Source organism: Aeromonas sp. s6, from assembly GCF_040907815.1.
GTDB classification, from domain to species: domain Bacteria; phylum Pseudomonadota; class Gammaproteobacteria; order Enterobacterales; family Aeromonadaceae; genus Aeromonas; species Aeromonas caviae.
In genome coordinates this window covers 48,133-66,104 of sequence record NZ_JBFOCN010000123.1, presented here as the reverse complement: position 1 = coordinate 66,104, position 17,972 = coordinate 48,133, and the positions used below count along the sequence as shown (strand labels likewise).

17 protein-coding genes, 4 tRNA genes and 1 pseudogene are annotated in these 17,972 nt (G+C 61.7%); 16 read left to right on the top strand and 6 right to left on the bottom strand.

The annotated features are described in order from the left end of the window. Positions 1 to 83: 83 nt before the first annotated feature. The 8 genes and pseudogenes from rsmC to AB5Y50_RS20945 all read left to right on the top strand — a co-directional run bounded on the left by rsmC (position 84) and on the right by AB5Y50_RS20945 (position 4,935). Positions 84 to 1,112 carry a 16S rRNA (guanine(1207)-N(2))-methyltransferase RsmC gene (rsmC, locus tag AB5Y50_RS20980; RefSeq protein WP_319882949.1) on the top strand — a complete coding sequence of 343 codons (1,029 nt, stop codon included), beginning with the start codon at positions 84 to 86 and terminating at the stop codon, positions 1,110 to 1,112. 147 nt (positions 1,113 to 1,259) lie between these two features. Next, a pseudogene (gene glgC / locus AB5Y50_RS20975) lies at positions 1,260 to 2,480 on the top strand (glucose-1-phosphate adenylyltransferase); the annotation flags it as partial. Next, positions 2,470 to 3,930, top strand: a complete 1,461-nt coding sequence (gene glgA, locus AB5Y50_RS20970) for a glycogen synthase GlgA (RefSeq protein ID WP_104452232.1) — start codon at positions 2,470 to 2,472, stop codon at positions 3,928 to 3,930. The pseudogene glgC and the gene glgA, both read left to right, overlap by 11 nt. A gap of 116 nt (positions 3,931 to 4,046) precedes the next feature. Continuing rightward, positions 4,047 to 4,132, top strand: a tRNA-Leu gene (locus tag AB5Y50_RS20965). 55 nt (positions 4,133 to 4,187) lie between these two features. Next, positions 4,188 to 4,273: transfer RNA gene (locus AB5Y50_RS20960), tRNA-Leu, on the top strand. A gap of 45 nt (positions 4,274 to 4,318) precedes the next feature. Next, a tRNA-Leu gene (locus tag AB5Y50_RS20955) sits at positions 4,319 to 4,404 on the top strand. A 71-nt stretch (positions 4,405 to 4,475) separates the two neighbouring features. Next, positions 4,476 to 4,561: transfer RNA gene (locus tag AB5Y50_RS20950), tRNA-Leu, on the top strand. Between the two features lie 101 nt (positions 4,562 to 4,662). Continuing rightward, positions 4,663 to 4,935, top strand: a complete 273-nt coding sequence (locus AB5Y50_RS20945; protein WP_029314828.1) for a late competence development ComFB family protein — start codon at positions 4,663 to 4,665, stop codon at positions 4,933 to 4,935. On the opposite strand, the gene AB5Y50_RS20940 is transcribed toward AB5Y50_RS20945, so the two are convergent. Beyond that, complete coding sequence (locus AB5Y50_RS20940) at positions 4,932 to 5,141, bottom strand: hypothetical protein (protein ID WP_010675758.1); 210 nt, start codon at positions 5,139 to 5,141, stop codon at positions 4,932 to 4,934. The two genes, AB5Y50_RS20945 and AB5Y50_RS20940, sit on opposite strands and share 4 nt — an antisense overlap. Before the next feature lie 299 nt (positions 5,142 to 5,440). Between AB5Y50_RS20940 and nhaC the strand changes: the two genes are divergently transcribed. The 7 genes from nhaC to AB5Y50_RS20905 all read left to right on the top strand — a co-directional run bounded on the left by nhaC (position 5,441) and on the right by AB5Y50_RS20905 (position 13,554). Beyond that, positions 5,441 to 6,850 carry a Na+/H+ antiporter NhaC gene (gene nhaC, locus AB5Y50_RS20935; RefSeq protein ID WP_319882976.1) on the top strand — a complete coding sequence of 470 codons (1,410 nt, stop codon included), beginning with the start codon at positions 5,441 to 5,443 and terminating at the stop codon, positions 6,848 to 6,850. Positions 6,851 to 6,955: 105 nt separating this feature from the next. Beyond that, positions 6,956 to 7,879, top strand: a complete 924-nt coding sequence (locus AB5Y50_RS20930; protein WP_069651945.1) for a LysR family transcriptional regulator — start codon at positions 6,956 to 6,958, stop codon at positions 7,877 to 7,879. A 195-nt stretch (positions 7,880 to 8,074) separates the two neighbouring features. Next, the gene (locus AB5Y50_RS20925) at positions 8,075 to 9,220 is read left to right on the top strand and encodes an ABC transporter substrate-binding protein (RefSeq protein ID WP_128312919.1); all 1,146 of its coding nucleotides are present in this window, start codon (positions 8,075 to 8,077) and stop codon (positions 9,218 to 9,220) included. A 72-nt stretch (positions 9,221 to 9,292) separates the two neighbouring features. Further along, entirely contained in the window at positions 9,293 to 10,306 is a 1,014-nt protein-coding gene (locus AB5Y50_RS20920; RefSeq protein ID WP_316287562.1) for an ABC transporter ATP-binding protein, read from the top strand. Then, the gene (locus tag AB5Y50_RS20915) at positions 10,303 to 11,271 is read left to right on the top strand and encodes an ABC transporter permease (RefSeq protein ID WP_319882975.1); all 969 of its coding nucleotides are present in this window, start codon (positions 10,303 to 10,305) and stop codon (positions 11,269 to 11,271) included. Before AB5Y50_RS20920 ends, AB5Y50_RS20915 begins: the two co-directional genes overlap by 4 nt. Before the next feature lie 7 nt (positions 11,272 to 11,278). Next, positions 11,279 to 12,094, top strand: coding sequence for an ABC transporter permease (locus tag AB5Y50_RS20910; protein ID WP_010636002.1), 816 nt, complete (start codon positions 11,279 to 11,281; stop codon positions 12,092 to 12,094). A 29-nt stretch (positions 12,095 to 12,123) separates the two neighbouring features. Continuing rightward, the gene (locus AB5Y50_RS20905; RefSeq protein ID WP_263308341.1) at positions 12,124 to 13,554 is read left to right on the top strand and encodes a gamma-aminobutyraldehyde dehydrogenase; all 1,431 of its coding nucleotides are present in this window, start codon (positions 12,124 to 12,126) and stop codon (positions 13,552 to 13,554) included. 126 nt (positions 13,555 to 13,680) lie between these two features. Here the strand turns inward: AB5Y50_RS20905 and cyoE are convergent, their stop codons facing one another. From cyoE to AB5Y50_RS20885, 4 genes are read right to left on the bottom strand one after another with little or no spacing between them, the layout of a single operon-like run. Then, positions 13,681 to 14,586 carry a heme o synthase gene (gene cyoE / locus AB5Y50_RS20900; protein ID WP_263308342.1) on the bottom strand — a complete coding sequence of 302 codons (906 nt, stop codon included), beginning with the start codon at positions 14,584 to 14,586 and terminating at the stop codon, positions 13,681 to 13,683. Next, positions 14,583 to 15,593: a COX15/CtaA family protein gene (locus AB5Y50_RS20895; protein ID WP_319882974.1), complete on the bottom strand. Its 1,011-nt coding sequence runs from the start codon at positions 15,591 to 15,593 to the stop codon at positions 14,583 to 14,585. Before AB5Y50_RS20895 ends, cyoE begins: the two co-directional genes overlap by 4 nt. A gap of 59 nt (positions 15,594 to 15,652) precedes the next feature. After that, positions 15,653 to 16,135 (bottom strand): hypothetical protein, encoded by a 483-nt coding sequence (locus AB5Y50_RS20890; protein ID WP_319882973.1) that lies wholly within the window; start codon positions 16,133 to 16,135, stop codon positions 15,653 to 15,655. Next, positions 16,132 to 16,797 (bottom strand): SURF1 family protein, encoded by a 666-nt coding sequence (locus AB5Y50_RS20885; protein ID WP_319882972.1) that lies wholly within the window; start codon positions 16,795 to 16,797, stop codon positions 16,132 to 16,134. Before AB5Y50_RS20885 ends, AB5Y50_RS20890 begins: the two co-directional genes overlap by 4 nt. Before the next feature lie 78 nt (positions 16,798 to 16,875). Here AB5Y50_RS20885 and AB5Y50_RS20880 point away from each other — a divergent pair, with 78 nt between their 5' ends. After that, positions 16,876 to 17,082 carry a DUF2909 family protein gene (locus AB5Y50_RS20880; protein ID WP_113978217.1) on the top strand — a complete coding sequence of 69 codons (207 nt, stop codon included), beginning with the start codon at positions 16,876 to 16,878 and terminating at the stop codon, positions 17,080 to 17,082. Between the two features lie 8 nt (positions 17,083 to 17,090). On the opposite strand, the gene AB5Y50_RS20875 is transcribed toward AB5Y50_RS20880, so the two are convergent. Further along, positions 17,091 to 17,972 carry a cytochrome c oxidase subunit 3 gene (locus AB5Y50_RS20875; RefSeq protein WP_042864889.1) on the bottom strand — a complete coding sequence of 294 codons (882 nt, stop codon included), beginning with the start codon at positions 17,970 to 17,972 and terminating at the stop codon, positions 17,091 to 17,093.

Below are 17,972 nucleotides of genomic sequence, written 5' to 3'. Positions count from 1 at the left end.
GGCATATTTCGGGAACACGGCATAAATGTCAAGGCGAAAGCGGCCATGTATAATGGCCGCCCCAAAATGCGTGGAGAGACCCAATGAGCCGTCCTGTCAGTGCCGTCAGTCAGATGCTGGAACGTAACCAAGCCCTCTTTGTCGGCAAGCGGCTGTTGGTGTGCGGTGCCCTGGAGGATGATTATCCTCGTCAACTGGCCGAGCTGGCACAAAGCCTGACCGTCTTCACCACGGATTACTGCTATTACCGTAGCCAGCAGGCTGCTCTGGAAGACGCCATCCTGTTCGATCACCAGCTAGGTGGCGCCCCCCGATTCGATGCCCTGCTGCTGCTGATGCCCAAGGCCAAAGCCGAGGCGCAATACCTGCTGGCCATGATGACGCCGCTGCTCGAAAGCGGGGCCGACCTGTTCCTCGCCGGCGAGAACCGGGGCGGCATCAACGGGGCAGACAAGCTGCTGGCACCTTATGGCGAGAAACCGATCAAGCGCGACTCTGCGCGCCGCTGCTCTCTCTACCACGGCACGCTCGACAAACCGGTCGTCCCCTTCGAGCTGGACGCCTGGTTCAGTCGCTATGAGTGCCAGGCGGGCGACACCACCCTGACCGTCATGGCCCTGCCCGGGGTCTTCAGTGCAGACGGCCTGGATCTCGGCACCCAGATGCTGCTGGCGAGCCTCCCCCCCGTGACGGGCAAGCTGCTCGACTTTGGCTGCGGCGCCGGCGTCATCGGTTCCGTGCTGGCCAAGCGCAACCCGGCCCTGGCCGTCACCATGGTGGATATCAATGCCCTGGCACTGGAGTCCAGCCGCCGAACCCTGGCGGTCAACGGTCTGAGCGGGCGTGTTCATGCCTCCGATGTCTATTCCGACATTGCCGAAACATTCCAACAGATTGTCTCGAATCCCCCCTTCCATGCCGGGCTCAAAACCTTCTACGCCGCCACCGAAACCTTCCTGGCAAAGGCACCTGAGTACCTGACCGCAAATGGCGCCCTGACCATAGTCGCCAATGCCTTCCTGCGATACCAGCCTATACTGGATGCGCACTTCAAACAGACCGAGGTGATCGCGGGCGATGCCAAATTCAAGGTGTATCTGAGCAAAGCTTAAAGAAGTGCAACGGTTGTAATAAAACAAGTAGAGAGTGCCAGACGGGATCTGTTAAGGTACCAAGAAAACGTTTACCACCCCTTTAGGGGTGTTTTTTTCGCAGCAACATGAAAACCTTTTCAACATCATGATCTCAGGGAGAGAACGACGATGGCAGGCATACTCACCATGATACTGGCAGGCGGTGAAGGTACCCGACTGCAACCGCTGACCACCACCCGCAGCAAACCCTCCGTACCCTTTGGCGGCAGTTACCGGTTGATCGACTTCGTGCTCAACAACTTCGTCAACGCCGACTTCCTGCGCATCTATGTACTCACCCAGTTCAAGTCCCAGTCTCTTTACCTGCACATGAAGAAGGGCTGGAACATCGTCGGCATCACGGATCGCTTCATCGACCCCATTCCGGCCCAGATGCGAATGGGCAAACGCTGGTATGACGGCACCGCAGACGCCATTTACCAGAACCTGCGCTTCATCGAGATCTCCGACCCCGAGCACGTCTGCATCTTCGGCTCCGATCACATCTACAAGATGGACGTGAGCCAGATGGTGAGCTTCCACAAGCAGAAAGCGGCCGCCCTGACCGTCGCGGCACTGCGCATGCCCATCGAGGAAGCAAGCGCCTTCGGGGTGATCGAGGTGGATCAGGAAGGGCGCATGATTGGCTTTGAAGAAAAGCCCCGTCACCCGAAACACATCCCCGGCGACCCCACCCAGGCCCTGGTCTCCATGGGCAACTACATCTTCGAGACCGAGGCCCTCTATCGGGAGCTCAAGCGGGATGCCGCCGAGGAGAACTCCAGTCACGATTTCGGCAAGGACATCATTCCCAGCCTGTTCCCCCGTGCCCCCGTCTATGTCTACGACTACAGCACCAACGTGATCCCGGGCGAGAAGCCCAATGTCTACTGGCGCGATGTGGGAACGCTCGACTCTTACTGGCAGGCGCACATGGACCTGGTGGCCGACGATGCCCCCTTCTCTCTCTACAATCGCAAGTGGCCGCTGCACACCCATTACCCGCCCCTGCCCCCCGCCACCTTCATCGATACCGACGACTGCAAGGTCAAGATCGCCAACTCCCTGATCTCCGGTGGCTGCTTCATTCAGGGCAGCCAGATCCAGCGATCCATACTGGGATTTCGCTGCAACATAGGCCCCTGCAGCCACATCAGTGAATCCGTGCTGCTGGGGGATGTGAAAATCGGCGAAGGTTGCTCCATTCGCCGCGCCATCATCGACAAGAACGTTGAAATTGCACCCGGCACCGTGATCGGTGAGAATCTGGACCATGACAGAGAGCGGTTTACCGTATCCGAAGGCGGTATCGTCGTGGTACCTAAGGGAGCAAGAGTTGGCTATTAACCCACTGAAAATCCTGTTTGTAGCCTCGGAGGTTGAGGGGCTGGTGAAGACCGGGGGCCTGGCGGATGTGGCCAAGGCCCTGCCGCAGCATCTCGCCCGTCAGGGGCACGATGTGCGCATCATTATGCCCTTCTACAAGACCATCAAGCGTCGGGACGAGGCCACCCTCCTCGCCTCGCGCTGGCTCCCCACCCCCCAGGATCGCAGTGATATCAGCTATCGCATCCATCAGCTGGAACTGGACGGGATCTGCGTCTATCTGCTCGATTGCCCGCACTATTTCGACCGCCCCCAGCTCTATGCCGAGAACAACCAGGCCTATCCCGACAACGGTGAACGCTTTGCCTTTCTGGCCGCGGCGGCCCTGCATGCGTGCGAACAGCTGGGTTTCGCTCCCGACATCGCCCACTGCAACGACTGGCACACCGGTCTGCTGCCGCTGCTGCTGAAAACCCGTCATGCCCACAACCCCTTCTTCCAGCGCACCCGGTCGGTCATCAGCATTCACAACGCGGCCTTTCAGGGGGTATTCGATCGCCAGCAGTTCTGGGCCGTGCCGGAAATCCACGACTACGAGCAGCGCATCAACTACGACTATGGTCACATCAATCTGCTCAAGTGCGGTGTGCTCTACGCAGACAAGATCAATGCGGTCAGCCCCAACTACGCCAGCGAGCTGCTGACGCACCTGGGCGCTCACGGCATGGCCAGCGTATTCCAGCAGCGGGCTGCTGACCTGCGTGGCATCCTCAACGGCTGTGACTATCAGGACTGGGATCCCGCCTTCGATCCTCTGTTGCCCGCCACCTATGATGCCGACAACCTGGATGGCAAACACACCTGCAAGCGCATCCTGCAGCAGGAGACGGGGCTCCCCGTCGGCAACCTCCCCATCTATGGCATGGTGTGTCGACTGACCGAGCAGAAAGGAGTACACCTGCTCATCCCGGCGCTAGACAAGTTCTTGCAGCATCAGGTCCAGGTGGTAATTGTGGGCTCCGGTGATCCCTCTCTCGCCGCCCAGTTGCAGAGCATTGCCCAGCAGCATCCCGACAAGTTTGCCTTCATCAATGCCTATGACGACCGCCTGGCCCACCTGGTGGAGGCTGGCGCCGACTTCTTCCTGATGCCTTCTCTGTTCGAGCCATGCGGGCTCAACCAGATGTACAGTCTGGCCTATGGTACCCTGCCCCTGGTGCGGGCCGTCGGCGGATTGAAAGATACCGTCGTGGACTGGGATGCTGACCCGGCGCACGCGACCGGTTTCTGCTTCAACGATCCCACTGCCAGCACCTTGCTCGATGCCATGCGCCGCAGCCTGCTCCATTATCTGCAGGAGCCGGCACGTTTTGCCCGTGTGCAACACCACGCCATGAACACCCGCTTCGACTGGGCAGACTCCGTCATCCTGTACGAACAGATGTATCAGGATGCGCTGGCCACCGTCTGACGCCGATTGCTGAAGTTTTGTGCCCTTGGCACGCCTTTATCCGTCAACAGCGAAAAAAGTCCCCTTTGGCTGTTGACGCCCCCCCAAAACTCTATAGAATCCCCCACCGCAGTGATGCGAAGGTGGCGGAATTGGTAGACGCGCTAGCTTCAGGTGTTAGTGTCCCACGGATGTGAGGGTTCGAGTCCCTCTCTTCGCACCATATTGCAACATGCTCTTATCAGACGGCATGTAAATTCAGACTGATAACCCGATGTGCGAAGGTGGCGGAATTGGTAGACGCGCTAGCTTCAGGTGTTAGTGCCCCCCGGGTGTGAGGGTTCGAGTCCCTCTCTTCGCACCATGCTTTTGTCAGACAGCATGTAAATCCAGACTGATAACCCGATGTGCGAAGGTGGCGGAATTGGTAGACGCGCTAGCTTCAGGTGTTAGTGCCCCCCGGGTGTGAGGGTTCGAGTCCCTCTCTTCGCACCATGCTTGTGGCATGTAAAACACAGAAAATGCGCTCCAACCGCATTTAAAAACCAGCTGGAGAAAATCAGTGTGCGAAGGTGGCGGAATTGGTAGACGCGCTAGCTTCAGGTGTTAGTGTCCCACGGATGTGAGGGTTCGAGTCCCTCTCTTCGCACCATTCATTCTGCAAAGGCCCGTTACGAGAGTAACGGGCCTTTTGTGTTTTCATTCCCCATGGCTATGCTGTTGAAGATGCTACGCCACCACGGGGGTTTTCCCATGATCCTGGATACCGATATTCACAACTTCTATGAGCATCTGGTGCTCAAGGAGATAGAAAAACAGGGGTTGGCTCGAACATTGACTCCCTATCAGCTGGCAGACCTCTGCTGCCTGACACTCAACCAGCTTCCTTCCCACTACATCCGCCACGATGTCGACATGATCTACTTCACGACAGACGCCGAACGCAGCGAGATGGAGAAGAAGGTCATCGCCTCCCTTCGCCAGGCCTACGACAAGATCCAGGCCGTCCCTACTCGCCAGGCTTAATGCCAGCCCTGCTGCCAGAGCAGAGTGACGACCCCCGTCATTCCCGCAACCGGCAGCAGGATCAACACCGGTCTCAGTCTGGGTTCCAGCATGACCCAGGCAGCCAGCAAGAACCCCAGGCTCCAGAACCCGTATTCCTTCTCCTGACCCCAGACCAGCACCGCCAGAAGGGCGGCCAAGAGCAGAGCGCGTGCTATCCAGTTCATTGGCATTGGTCCGAAAAAGATTAATGATAACCATTATCATCTTTGATGTTGCCATCTGCAATCGAACTTGCCTATGGATCTCCGGCTATCAAACGGTGTCGATTGAACAGTGAAAAATGCCGATTAGATCAACTATTTTGTGGGATTTTAAAATTTTAAAGCTGTTTTGCCGAATGAGCAGGGATTTTACACCTCCGCTTTATGGTAGATTGCGCCCTCTTTTGGTAAGCCTCTCGGGATCGACGCATCCGCAGGACGAGAGGGGCTGACCTTGGCGAGCAAGAGTTTAGGGAGCGTCTATGCAAAACCAACAACACCACATCCGATTGCCGGGCATGTCGCAAGTATTTGCCTGCCTGGCCATTTTCCTGGCCCTGGCCTTCTCCTTCACCAGCGTGCTGGATCTGCCAATCCAGCTGGCACTGTTCATCGCCTGGTTCGTCATCATGGGACTCGGCATCAAGCTCGGCCATGATTACAAATCCCTCGAACAGGCGGCAGTCGACGGCGTCGCCAAGGGGATGGGGGCCATCCTGATCCTGGTCTCCGTCGGTGCCCTGGTGGGCACTTGGATTGCCGGCGGCATCGTCCCCAGCATCATCTACTTCGGCCTCAAGGTGATACACCCCTCCATCTTCCTGCTGGCAACCCTGATCATCTGCTCTCTCACCTCGCTGGCCACCGGCACCTCCTGGGGCTCGGCGGCCACCGCCGGCATCGCCATGATGGGTATAGGCCACAGCCTGGGGGTACCCGCGCCGCTGGTAGCCGGTGCCGTGCTCTCCGGCGTCTACTTCGGTGACAAGCTCTCCCCGCTCTCCGACTCCGTGGTGCTGGCCTCGACCATGTCCAACGTCGACGTGATGGAACACATCAAGGGGATGCTGCCCATCAGCCTGTTCTCCTACGTCATCACCGCCGCCCTGTTCACCGTGGTCGGCATGCAGTACTCCGGCAACGTCAGCCTGGAGCAGGTCAATCTGGTGATGGACGCCCTCGACAAGCAGTTCAACATCACCCCCATGGCCATAGTGCCCGTGGTGCTGGTGCTGGGCCTGTTGGCCAACCGCAAGCCCGCCTTCCCGGTGATCAGCTTCGGCGCCTTGCTGGGGCTTGTCTGGGCCATCGTCTTCCAGGACATGGATCCGGTGAAGGCGATGCACTCCGCCTACAGCCCGTTTGCCATCACCTCAGGCGTCGATTTCATCGACAACATCCTGGGCCGTGGCGGCATGGAGTCCATGCTGGGTTCCGTGGCCGTCATCATCTTCGGCTTGGGCTTCGGCGGTCTGCTGGAGAAGGTCGGCATCCTGGAAGTGATCGCCAGTGCCTTCGAGAAGCGCATCAACAGCGCCGGCAGCCTGACCAGCCACACCATAGGCACCGCCTTCCTGGCCAACGTGTTCGGTTCGGCCATGTATGTGTCCCTGATCCTGACCCCCAAGATCATGGCCAAGAACTACGACCGGCTGGGGCTTGCGCGCAAGAACCTCTCCCGCAACGCCGAGTTTGGCGGCACCCTCACCTGCGGCATGGTGCCCTGGAGCGACAACGGCATCTTCATGGCCGGGGTCCTCGGGGTGGCGACCCTCGACTACCTTCCCTACATGTGGCTCAGCTTCACCTGCATCATAGTGACCATCACCCTCGCCTATCTGGGCAAGGGAGTGAACCGTGTACCGGTCACAGAGGCGGTGACAGCCCGCTAATTTCCGTAAAAACAACGACAAAGGCGCCAGCACGGCGCCTTTTGTCTGGCCGCGATTCGAGGGTAAGCTGGCAGTCACCTTGATCGCACGTGGCAGGACGCCCAGATGAACTTCACCTTTCGCCAGATCCGCTATTTCGTGGCGGTGGCCGACAGCTTCTCGGTGAGCCGCGCAGCCGCCGAGCTGCACATCTCCCAGTCGGCGGTCACCAGCGCCATCCGCGAGCTGGAGACCGAGCTCGGCGCCGCCCTGTTCGAGCGCAATCCGCGCGGGGTCAGCCTCACCACCCAGGGCCACCAGTTTCTGCTGCACGCCCGTCGCATCCTAAGCGCCATGACCGAAGCCGGCCAGTCCCTCAAGGCGGTAGCCCAGCAGGATCAGGGGCGGCTTACTATAGGCGTAACCACGCTGGTGGCAGGCTACTACCTCTCGGAGGCCCTCGGCCGCTTTCGCCGCGCCTTCCCGGCGGTACAGATCGAGGTGAAGGAGGATGAGCAGCCCTATCTCGAACACCAGATCGTCAACGGCGAGGTGGATGTGGGGATCCTGATGACCAACCGCACCATCCGCCAGGAGGCGTTCGATACCGAGCTGCTGACCCGCTCGCCGCTGCGGGTCTGGCTCGCCGCCAACCACCCCCTCTGCGCCGAGTCGACCCTCTCCCTCAAGGCGCTCGGCGAGGAGCCTATGATCTCGCTGACCGCCGACCAGCTGGACCAGATCATCGGCGGCGGCCTGCGCCGCTACGGTATCGCGCCGCGCATCGTGCTGCGTACCGCCTCGGTGGAAGCGGTGCGCAGCCTGGTGGCGAGCCAGCTCGGGCTCGCCCTGCTGCCGGACTTTGCCTACCGTCCCTGGTCCCTGGAGCAGGAGCGGGTCGAGGCCCGCGCCATCAAGGAGCCCATTCCCGCCATCGACATTGGCCTGGTGTGGCGGCGTGGCTCGCGCCTTGACTGGGCCGCACGCGAGTTCATCGACATCGCCAGAGATCAGAGCCGGCTACGGGCCCGCCAGCACCTCCCCCGCTAGGACTGAGCCTGAACAGCCGTGACTCCGGCAAAAAATCAGATTCATCTGCACTCGATATCGATTTTGCAGATACCAAAGCCGCTAAAAATTGAAATTCTCATTGCTCCCGGCTTCTCCTACGCTCATGACTGGTTAACAGGATGTTAATGCCTACTGTGGCACCGCCACGGTTGCCAATCATGCAAGGAGAGCAAGATGAAATTGACCCCTCTGACCCTGGCCCTGATCCCGGCGCTGCTGGCAAGCCAGGTCCAGGCTGCCCCCACCACCCTCGGCAAGGGGGAAGGCCAGCTCAACATCGTGGCCTGGGCCGGCTACGTGGAGCGCGGCGAGACCGACAAGAACTACGACTGGGTCACCGGCTTCGAGAAAGAGACCGGCTGCAAGGTCAACGTCAAGACGGCCGCCACATCGGACGAGATGGTGGCGCTGATGAACGAGGGGGGCTTCGATCTGGTGACCGCCTCCGGCGATGCCAGTCTGCGTCTGATTGCCGGTGGCAAGGTGCAGGCGCTCAATCTGGCGCTCATCCCGAGCTACGGCAAGATAGATCCCCGCCTGCAGAATGCCCCATGGCACACGGTGGACGGCAAGCACTACGGCGTGCCCTACCAGTGGGGCGGCAACATCTTGATGTACAACACCAAGGTGTTCCCCAAGGCGCCTGACTCCTGGAGCGTGGTGTTCGAGGAGCAGACCCTGCCGGACGGCAAGTCCAACAAGGGTCGGGTGCAGGCGTTCGACGGCCCCATTCACATCGCCGATGCGGCCCTCTATCTGATGAGCCACCAGCCGGCGCTCGGCATCAAGGATCCTTACGAGCTGAACGAGGATCAGTACAAGGCCGCCCTCGACCTCCTGCGCCAGCAGCGCAAGCTGGTGGGACGCTACTGGCACGATGCCTTCGTCCAGATCGATGACTTCAAGAACGAGGGGGTGGTGGCCTCCGGCTCCTGGCCGTTCCAGGCCAATACCCTGATCGCCGACAAGCAGCCCATCGCCACGACGGTGCCCAAGGAGGGCGTCACCGGCTGGGCCGATACCAGCATGGTGCACAGCGAGGCGAAGAACCTCACCTGTGCCTATCAGTGGCTGGAGCACTCCCTCAACAACAAGTTGCAGGGGGATCTCGCCTCCTGGTTCGGCTCCGTGCCCGTGGTGCCTGCCGCCTGCGAAGGCAATGCCCTGCTCGGAAAAGAGGGGTGCAAGACCAACGGCATCGACAACTTCGATCGGGTTCACTTCTGGCGTACCCCTGTCTCCCAGTGCAAGAGCCAGGGAACCTGCGTGCCCTACTACCGCTGGGTCTCGGACTATATCGCCATCCTGGGTGGTCGCTGAGGTGCCTCAGTAAATGCCGATATGGGGCCGGACAGGAGTCCGGCCTGCTTCCCACACAGACAAGGACGCCCCATGAATGCCGTACAATTTGACCGGGTCAGCCGCCACTATGGCGAGGTGAAGGCGGTCGACGACATCTCCTTCCAGATCCCGGCTGGCGAGTTTTTCACCCTGCTGGGGCCGAGCGGTTCCGGCAAGACCACCTGCCTGCGGATGATTGCGGGCTTCGAATACCCGAGCGAGGGGGAGATCCAGCTGTTCGGCGAGCCCTGCTCCACCGTGCCCCCCTATGATCGCAACCTCAATACCGTGTTTCAGGATTACGCCCTGTTTCCCAACATGGATGTGCGCGACAACATCGGCTACGGCCTGATGCTCAAGGGCGTCGCCAAGGCGGAGCGTTACCGCAAGGTGGACGAGATGCTGGAGCTGGTGCGCCTGCCAGGCGTCGGCAACCGCAAGCCGGGCCAGCTCTCCGGCGGCCAGCGCCAACGCATCGCCATCGCCCGGGCACTGATCAACCAGCCGCGCATCCTGCTGCTGGACGAACCGCTCGGGGCGCTCGACCTCAAGCTGCGCGAGCAGATGCAGCTCGAACTGAAAGCCTTGCAGCGCCAGCTCGGCATCACCTTCATCTTCGTCACCCACGATCAGCAGGAGGCGCTCTCCATGAGCGACCGCATCTGCATCTTCAATCAGGGCAAGATCGAGCAGATAGCCGCGCCGGATACCATCTACGACGCCCCCGCCACCCCCTTCGTCGCCCGCTTCGTCGGCACCGTCAACCTGTTTGAGGGGGAGCAGGCCCGCCGGCTGTGCGGCGATGCTCACCAGATGATGGTGCGCCCGGAGCGGATCCGCCTCGCCGAGGCCGGCACACCGGGCTGGTCAGGGGAGGTGCGCGAGGTCGAGTACCTCGGCCCCTTCGTGCGCTACCGGGTCGATCTCGGCGAGCAGCTCGAGCTTATCGTCAACCACCCCAACGAGGGCCAGGCCCGCCTGCCCCGTGGCGCCCGGGTCAGCCTCAGCTGGCCGGAGCAGGCTATCCATCGCCTGCACACCGCCCCTCTGGGAGCTCAACCATGAGCGCCCCCCACAGTGCGAGCCTTGCCATGAGCCAACCCACTGCCCCCCTCTCCTATCGGCCGCTGCGGCGCCTCTCCACCCTGCTCTACGGGCAGCCGGGTCTGCTGCTGGCCATCCTGCTCGGACCGCCCCTGCTCTGGCTTGGCATCATCTATGTCGGTTCCCTGCTGATGCTGCTTTCCAATGCCTTCTTCGGGCTGGACGAGTTCAGCGGCCAGATCCGCCACGAGCTGGGGCTGCAGAACTTCGTCGCCCTGCTGCGGGCGGAGAACCTGGACGTGATCCTGCGCACCGTCGGCATGTCGCTGCTGGTGACCCTGGCCTGCGCCCTGCTCGGCTTTCCGGTGGCCTACTACATGGCGCGCTACACCAGCGGCAAGACCCGGGCCCTGTTCTACGTCGGCATCATGCTGCCGCTCTGGTCGAGCTATCTGGTGCGGGTCTACGCCTGGAAGCTGATCCTGGCCAAGGAGGGGGTCATCAGCTGGCTGGCAGATACTCTGGGACTGGACTGGCTGCTGGACGCCATCCTCTCGCTGCCTGTGATCGGCGGGCCGTCGCTGTCATTTTCGCGCATCGGCACCTTCATTGTGTTCGTCTACGTCTGGCTGCCCTTCATGATCCTGCCTATCCAGGCGGCGGTGGAGCGGATCCCGCGCTCCCTGCTGGAGGCGAGCGGCGATCTCGGCGCCACCCCGGCCCAGACCTTTCGCACCCTGATCCTGCCGCTGGCCCTGCCCGGCGTGGTGGCGGGCTCCATCTTCACCTTCTCCCTGACGCTGGGGGACTACATCATCCCCGGCATCATAGGCAACTCCACCATGTACATAGGTCAGGTGGTCTACATGCAGCAGGGCACGGCGGGGAACCTGCCCTTCGCCGCCGCCTTCTCGCTGGTGCCGATCCTCATCATCGCCATCTACCTGACCATCGCGAAACGTCTGGGGGCCTTCGATGCGCTCTAATCAGCCCATGAAACGGGACCATGGCAGCCAGCCTTCCGGCCTGCTCAAGTACGCCGCCATCGGCGGCCTCTTGTTCCTGCACTTTCCAATCCTGTTCATCTTCCTCTACGCCTTCACCAGCGAGAGCAAGAGCTACCAGTTCCCGCCCCCCGGGCTCACCCTCAAGTGGTTCGAGGTGACCCTCAACCGCCCAGACGTGTGGCGCGCCATCCAGCTGTCGCTGGAGGTGGCCGGGCTCGCCACCCTGGTGGCCATGGTGCTCGGCACCCTGGCGGCGGGAGCCATCGCCCGCAGCCGCTTCTTCGGCCAGGAGGTGGTGTCACTCTTGCTGGTGCTGCCCATCGCCCTGCCCGGCATCGTCACCGGCATCGCGCTGCGCTCCGCCTACGGGGTGATGGAGATCCCCTTCAGCTTCTGGACCATCGTGATCGGTCACGCCACCTTCTGCGTGGTGGTGGTCTACAACAATGCCCTGGCACGCTTTCGCCGCACCAACCAGAGCCTCATAGAGGCGTCGATGGACCTCGGCGCCGACGGCTTCCAGACCCTGCGCTACGTGATCCTGCCCAACCTCGCCACCGCGCTGCTGGCGGGGGGCATGCTGGCGTTCGCCCTCAGCTTTGACGAGGTGATCGTCACCACCTTCACCGCCGGCCAGCAGACCACGCTGCCGATCTGGATGTATCAGGAGCTGATCCGGCCACGGGACAGGCCGGTCACCAACGTGGTGGCGCTCATCATAGTGGCCTTCACCACCATTCCCATTCTGCTTGCCTACTACCTCACCCGAGACGGCCAGGACGTCGCCGGCAGTGGCAAATAATGACTCAACGCGTGCGCAAGGATGCAACCATGAAACTCTCTACCCAACTTTTGATCGACGGTCAGTTCGTCACCGGTGACGGCCAGGCCGAGCCCATCCTCAACCCGGCCACCGGCGAGCTCATAGCCTCCGTGCCCGAAGCCTCGTTCGAGCAGGTGAACCGGGCGGTGAACGGCGCCCAACGCGCCTTCGCCCAGTGGAGCCGCACCACGCCAGCCCAGCGCAGTACCCTGCTGCTGCGCCTGGCCGATGCCATCGAGCGCCACGCCGAGGAGTTCGCGGCCCTCGAATCCCTCAACTGCGGCAAGCCCTATCTGGCGGTGCTCAATGACGAGCTGCCGGCGGTAGTGGACTGCTTCCGCTTCTTCGCCGGCGCCGCCCGCTGCCTGCAGGGGCCACTGGCGGGGGAGTACATCGAGGGGCACACCAGCATGATCCGCCGCGACCCCATCGGGGTGGTGGGCAGTATCGCCCCCTGGAACTATCCGCTGATGATGGCGGCCTGGAAGATGGCCCCGGTGCTCGCCGCCGGCAATACGGTGGTACTCAAGCCCTCCGAGCAGACCCCGCTCACCGCCCTGCGCCTGGCGGAGCTGGCCAGCGAGCTCTTCCCCCGCGGCGTCATCAACATCGTCTGCGGCCGGGGCGAGAGCGTGGGGGCACCGCTGGTGGAGCACCCGCTGGTGCGCATGGTGTCGCTCACCGGTGACATCGCCACTGGCCAGAAGATCCTGCAGAGCGCCGCCCGCACCATGAAGCGCACCCATCTGGAGCTTGGCGGCAAGGCGCCGGTCATCATCTTTGACGATGCAGACTTGGAGGCCGTGGTGGCCGGCATTCGCACCTTCGGCTTCTACAACGCCGGCCAGGATTGCACCGCGGCCTGCCGCATCTATGCCCAGGGCAAGATCTACGACAAATTCGTCGCCGCCATGACCGAGGCGGTCGCCTCCATCAAGGTGGGCGGTCCGCGCGAGGAGGGGGTGGAGATGGGGCCGCTCATCTCGGATCGGCAGCGCAACCGGGTGGCCAGCTTCGTGGAGCGGGCCCAGAGCAGCGGCCACGTGGAGGTGACGGCGGGGGGCAAGATCCGCCCAGGCAACGGCTTCTTCTTCGAGCCGACCCTGATCGCCCATGCCCGCCAGGAGGATGAAATCGTGCGCCGCGAGGTGTTCGGCCCGGTGGTGTCGGTGACCCGCTTCAGCGACGCCGAGCAGGTGGTGCAGTGGGCCAACGACTCGGACTACGGCCTCGCCAGCTCGGTCTGGACCAAGGATCTGAGCCTTGCCAGCAAGGTGGCCAGCCACCTGCAGTACGGCTGCACCTGGATCAACACCCACTTCATGCTCACCTCCGAGATGCCCCACGGCGGCATGAAGATGTCCGGCTACGGCAAGGATCTCTCCCTCTACGCGCTGGAGGACTACACGGTACCGCGCCATATCATGGTCAAGCTCTAGGCTCCACTCCGTCCCCCTGAAAACAAGATGGCCCCAAGGGGCCATCTTGTTTTGCATCAGGTCTGTGCATCCCTGCTGTGCACCGACGCAGCGTCACCATTCACCCGACCTCGACCCGCATCAACGTCATGACAACCGCCACAGCCAGTGGTGATCCAGAATAAGCAGACCAAACAGCAGCATCAGGTGATAGATGGAGAAACGGAAGGTGCGCATCGCCTGGCCGGGCCGATCCCCGTACTTCAACAGCCAACCATGCCAGCAGAATCCGAGGTTCAACCCAAGGCTGCCGACCAGGTAGACAAGCCCCGACATGCCGATCAGATAGGGCAGCAGACAGACGAGCGTCAGGATCAGCAGATAGAGCAGGATGGCGGTCTTGGTGAAATCGGTGCCGTGGGTGACCGGCAGCATGGGAATGTCGGCACCGGCATAGTCATCGCGCCGGTGGATGGCCAAAGACCAGAAATGGGGCGGCGTCCAGGTAAAAATGATCATCACCAGCAGCCAGGGCTCGGCCGAAAGCTGCCCCGTGATGCTGGTCCAACCCAAGAGCGGTGGCATGGCTCCCGCCAATCCGCCGATGACGATATTCTGCGGCGTGGCCCGCTTCAGCAGCAGGGTATAGACGACCGCATAGCCGAACAGGCTGGCCAGGGTTAGCCAGGCAGTCAGGGGATTTACGCCCCAATGGAGCAGAACAAACCCCGACAGTGCCAGACAGATCGCGAAACTCATCGCCTGCCCCGGCGTGATCCGTCCCGTGGCGACCGGGCGCCAGCGCGTTCTGCGCATCCGGGCATCGATGCCGCTATCCAGAGAATGGTTCATGGCCGCCGCCCCGGCAGCGAGCAGTCCAATCCCCACCAGGCCCAGTATCATCTCGTCCAGAGAGGCGCGTGTCGGCTCGGCCAGCAGCATGCCCACCCAGGCGGTCAGGAGCAGCAGGGCGACCACCTTTGGTTTGGTCAACTGACAATAATCGTGCACCCGGCGGAGGGCGAAGCGCTGAGCCCGCCCTCTCCCATTCATGTCCGGCTCCTGACCATCCCAGGGGATGGCAAGGGGTCGTGATGATGCAAAGAGAGGCTCCCGCGCGCCAGCACACAACAGGCCAGCAGGTGGGCGGCCACCAGATTGTGTGCAAGGGCGTTGGCCAGCGGCAGGGCCAGATGGACGTTCGCCAATCCCAAGGCAATCTGCACGGTCAGCAGACCCAGCAACAACCAGCCAAACCCTCTCAAAGGGGTCCGCTGGCAGAGCAGCGCGAGGGCGAAAGCACCCACCAGCAAGGCCGTGGTCAGCGCTCCCAGGCGATGGGCGATGTGAATGGTCTGGCGCGCCTCCTTGCCCAGCACGCCGAACTCATAGCTGGCGTGCCCCATAGGGAGATGAAAGGCTTGCGCCCAATTCAGCTCTGCCTGCCAGTTGCCCTGGCACAAGGGAAACTCCACACACGCCATGGCCGCATAGTTCGCCGATGTCCAGCCCCCCAGCGCGATCTGCAGCAGCAGCACGCCACAGGCCATGCTGCCAAGCCAGGACACCCCCTGGTGTACGGGCGGGGATACAGGGAAACCTGCCAATTCGGCCCGATAGAGCCAAAGCAAGGTCAGGATGGCGAAGCCGCCCAGCAGATGAGTGGTCACCACCAGGGGATGCAGGGCCAGGGTCACCGTCCACATACCCAGCGCCGCCTGACCTGCAACCAGCACCAGCAAGATGAGCGAGAGGTGACGCAGTCGGCCGCCTGTACGCCAGCCCAAGCCGGACAGGAGCACAATCACGCCTCCCAGCCCCCCGGCGAAGTAGCGATGCACCATCTCGCTGCGTGCCTTGTGAGGAACAAGCGGGCTAGCCGGATAACGTTGTGCCGCCAGTTCCGCATGCTGGGCGCGGGGAATGGCAAGGGAACCATAGCAACCTGGCCAATCGGGGCATGCCAGCCCGGCATCCGTCAACCGGGTATAAGCACCGAGCGCGATGACCAGTACTGCCAGCGCAATGGCCACGGAGGCCAGCCTCTTGTGCATCTTCATATGCCGCCTCGTTGACCGTGCAGTAGCCAGAAGATGCGAGTCCCATGTCGGCTGCATCGTCACTGCACCCCACGCTGATACTTGAGCAGTTGCTGCAGATCCGACAGTACCGCCTTGCCAAGCAACGGCCAGGTCGTTGTGCTGCCGGGCACCTCGTAACGCAAGATGGCCAGCCCGCGGGCGTCCACCAGCAGTATATCCCCCTCCCTCATTTCACTGCTTGCCTCGTGAGGTGGCGTCAACTGGACCAGCTCTAGCTTGTCCAGATTACGGCCAAGTGCGGCCTGGATACGTGCCATCAGCGCGGGGACCTGCCGGCATTGCCCCTCGCAGCGAGGGGCCACCAGATAGACCAGTCGCCATTGGTGCTGATGGGCAGGAAGCGGTTGCAACAGGTAGATCTCCTGGTGCAGCCAGTGCCCCTTGCTGCGCGTGCCGGGTTCATACCAGCCCTGGTGAAGAGTCAGAGCCGCCAGCACCACAGGCAGCAGGATCACCACAGCAAAGAGCGCTGGCACCCGCCAGCGTCGCCATCCGCTCATGGGGAGCACCTCCTCGTCAGCATGACCCCCCCTGACAGAACCACCAGCGCCAAGCCGAGCCATTGCACCGCATAGGCCCGGTGTTTTTCGGGAGGCATGACATTGTGCTGGTAGTGATAGAGGAATGGGGTTCGTCTTTGATACAACACGGCGTCAGCAAGCGGGGCTCCGATTGCCTGTCGCAGGATCTCGACCCTGATGGATTGCAGCCGGTTCGGGTAGGGGCCTGGTTCTATGTTCTGTCCCAGCAGGAAGCCGCCGGGAGCCATGCGCAGCACACCTTCAAGGGTCATTGCGGCGGGGATGGCGGGATTGGGCAATTGCGACCTGTCGGATGGTGCGGGCACCCATCCCAGGTTGACCAGCAACAGTGAGGATCCCCCCTCTGCGCGTACCGGGATGAGCACGTCATAGCCAACCTCCCCGTTGACGATCTGGTTGTCCAGCAACCAGACATAAGGGCTGACCCACTCGGCTTTCCCTTGCAGAGGCTGGCCATCCAGTGACTCCGGGTGTTGCCAGTCGATCTGGGCCAATGTCCTTGGCCCGGCCTGCTGCATCTTTGCCATCTGCGCCAGCCAGGCCGTTTTTTCCATTCCGCGCTGCCACTGCCAGAACGCCAGCTTGCACAAACCGGCCGTCACCACCAGAGTGAACAACAAGACAAACCAGCGTCTGTGATGCCATGGTCGTCGCTTGTCTCGTGCAGCCAAATCGCGCATATCGAGGAGGATCCCAAGATGTTGATCAAGGTCGTTCTGATACTCATGCTGCTGCTCATCATCGGCCAGCTGTTTCACGCCCTCTGGCTGATGCTCAGTGAAGGCAATACGCAAAAGATGTCGGTACCTCTGGGCCGGCGCGTCTTCTTCTCCCTGCTGGTGGTCATCATACTGCTGCTCTCTCTCGCGATGGGCTGGCTGGAGCCCAACCCGCGCCCCTACTGAGCACGGCATCAAAGCAGGTAGACAAAGACGAACAGACAGAGCCAGACCACATCGACGAAGTGCCAGTACCAGGCCGCAGCCTGGAAAGCGAAATGACGCTGTGGGGTGAAATGATCCCTCAACATGATTCGCAGCCAGATGATGGTCAGGAAAAGGGTGCCCAGCAGCACGTGCAGTCCATGGAACCCGGTCAGAATGAAGAAGGTATTGCCATAGATGCCGGAATCCAGCCGCAGCCCGAGATCCCGATAGGCATGCAGATACTCATAGCCTTGAAACCACAGGAATGTCAGCCCGAGCACCACGGTTGCCAGCAACATCCCCTTGAGCCGCATGCGTCTGCCGTTTTCCAGACTCATGTGTGCAAACAGCAGGGTCACGGAGGAGCCGAGCAGGATCAAGGTATTGATGAGGGGGATCCCCTGCCAGGGCATGGCCTGGGTCGTGGCCCCGCCGGGCGTCTTGAGCAGGGGCCAGTGAGCGGTGAAATCCGGCCACAGCAGCTGGCCCGTCATCACCCTGTGGCCCGCACCATCCAGCCAGGGCACCGCAAGCTGGCGGGCATAGAACAGCACTCCGAAAAAAGCCAGAAAGAACATCACTTCGGAGAAGATGAACCAGACCATGCCCTGCCTGAAGGATCTGTCCATCTGGGCGCTGTAGAGCCCGGTCATGGACTCCCGGATGATGTGACGGAACCAACCAAACAACATGAATGCCAGCAGGGCGACACCGGCCATCATCAGATACCGGCCGAAACCAGTCTGCCCACTCGCCACTTCATTGACCAGATGTCCCGCCCCCAACGCCAGGAAAAACAGTGCAATGGCACCAATGATGGGCCAGCGACTCTGGTCCGGGACATAATAGGTCTGGTTCACCTTGGCCAT

Excerpts from the sequence above, each read along its gene's own strand:
- AB5Y50_RS20880 (WP_113978217.1), top strand. The coding sequence starts at position 16,876 with ATGTTGATCAAGGTCGTTCTGATACTCATGCTGCTGCTCATCATCGGC.
- AB5Y50_RS20895 (WP_319882974.1), bottom strand. The coding sequence starts at position 15,593 with ATGAAGATGCACAAGAGGCTGGCCTCCGTGGCCATTGCGCTGGCAGTA.
- AB5Y50_RS20920 (WP_316287562.1), top strand. The coding sequence starts at position 9,293 with ATGAATGCCGTACAATTTGACCGGGTCAGCCGCCACTATGGCGAGGTG.
- cyoE (WP_263308342.1), bottom strand. The coding sequence starts at position 14,586 with ATGAATGGGAGAGGGCGGGCTCAGCGCTTCGCCCTCCGCCGGGTGCAC.
- AB5Y50_RS20910 (WP_010636002.1), top strand. The coding sequence starts at position 11,279 with ATGAAACGGGACCATGGCAGCCAGCCTTCCGGCCTGCTCAAGTACGCC.
- AB5Y50_RS20905 (WP_263308341.1), top strand. The coding sequence starts at position 12,124 with ATGAAACTCTCTACCCAACTTTTGATCGACGGTCAGTTCGTCACCGGT.
- AB5Y50_RS20940 (WP_010675758.1), bottom strand. The coding sequence starts at position 5,141 with ATGAACTGGATAGCACGCGCTCTGCTCTTGGCCGCCCTTCTGGCGGTG.
- AB5Y50_RS20930 (WP_069651945.1), top strand. The coding sequence starts at position 6,956 with ATGAACTTCACCTTTCGCCAGATCCGCTATTTCGTGGCGGTGGCCGAC.
- AB5Y50_RS20890 (WP_319882973.1), bottom strand. The coding sequence starts at position 16,135 with ATGAGCGGATGGCGACGCTGGCGGGTGCCAGCGCTCTTTGCTGTGGTG.
- AB5Y50_RS20915 (WP_319882975.1), top strand. The coding sequence starts at position 10,303 with ATGAGCGCCCCCCACAGTGCGAGCCTTGCCATGAGCCAACCCACTGCC.
- AB5Y50_RS20945 (WP_029314828.1), top strand. The coding sequence starts at position 4,663 with ATGATCCTGGATACCGATATTCACAACTTCTATGAGCATCTGGTGCTC.
- rsmC (WP_319882949.1), top strand. The coding sequence starts at position 84 with ATGAGCCGTCCTGTCAGTGCCGTCAGTCAGATGCTGGAACGTAACCAA.
- AB5Y50_RS20875 (WP_042864889.1), bottom strand. The coding sequence starts at position 17,972 with ATGGCCAAGGTGAACCAGACCTATTATGTCCCGGACCAGAGTCGCTGG.
- nhaC (WP_319882976.1), top strand. The coding sequence starts at position 5,441 with ATGCAAAACCAACAACACCACATCCGATTGCCGGGCATGTCGCAAGTA.
- AB5Y50_RS20925 (WP_128312919.1), top strand. The coding sequence starts at position 8,075 with ATGAAATTGACCCCTCTGACCCTGGCCCTGATCCCGGCGCTGCTGGCA.